Origin of the sequence: Mesorhizobium sp. M7A.F.Ca.MR.362.00.0.0 (assembly GCF_004023175.1) — a bacterium.
Taxonomy (GTDB): Bacteria; Pseudomonadota; Alphaproteobacteria; order Rhizobiales; family Rhizobiaceae; genus Mesorhizobium.
Map to the genome: position 1 here is coordinate 1 of NZ_RZTF01000886.1, position 583 is coordinate 583.

Sequence of the window (583 nt, forward strand, 5' to 3'; positions counted from 1 at the left end):
CGCCCTGACTACGTCGATATGATGGTTGTCTTCCTCTTGCCTCTGCCTTCCAAAACTCGGCCGTAAGCTGAGGGCAGAATTTATCAGTGAGCTTTTCTGTTTCGCCATCCTCTCTTTTGGGAACGTGAAATTGATGGCCGAGCAATCCGCCGGAAACGACTTTGCTTGGCATTGCTGCGCTCCATCACGCCAAGGCGCGAGACTGTCAACTCGCTAGCCTTTCTTTTACGACTTTAGCGGCCGCCTCATAGCCCATGGTCGTCACAAGTTCCGTTGCGAACGCGGTACTGCCGGTCAGGTTGGCTTCGCATCTAGCCGCGTTAGCCTGCACGCCCTCGACGCAGGTCTTCGTAAATGTCAGAACCGCTTTGCGCATAAGATCCATGGCGTTGTGGATGCTAAAGAGGATGATCGGCTCCATGGCATTAAGCTGAAGCTGTCCCGCTTCCGCAGCCATGCCAACCGTCGTGTCCATGCCGTATACGTAAAAGCAGACCTGGTTCAACGCTTCGGCCGCAACCGGATTCACTTTCCCAGGCATCAGAGAAGAGCCGGGCTGAAGGGCCGGAAGCAGAATTCCGCC

At 55.4% G+C, this 583-nt stretch carries 1 protein-coding gene; it reads right to left on the reverse strand.

Annotated elements, in window-relative coordinates:
* Positions 1 to 205: 205 nt before the first annotated feature.
* Positions 206 to 583, reverse strand: a 378-nt coding sequence (locus EOC06_RS38335) for a lyase family protein (RefSeq protein ID WP_245470471.1), incomplete at its 5' end; no start/stop codon positions are given.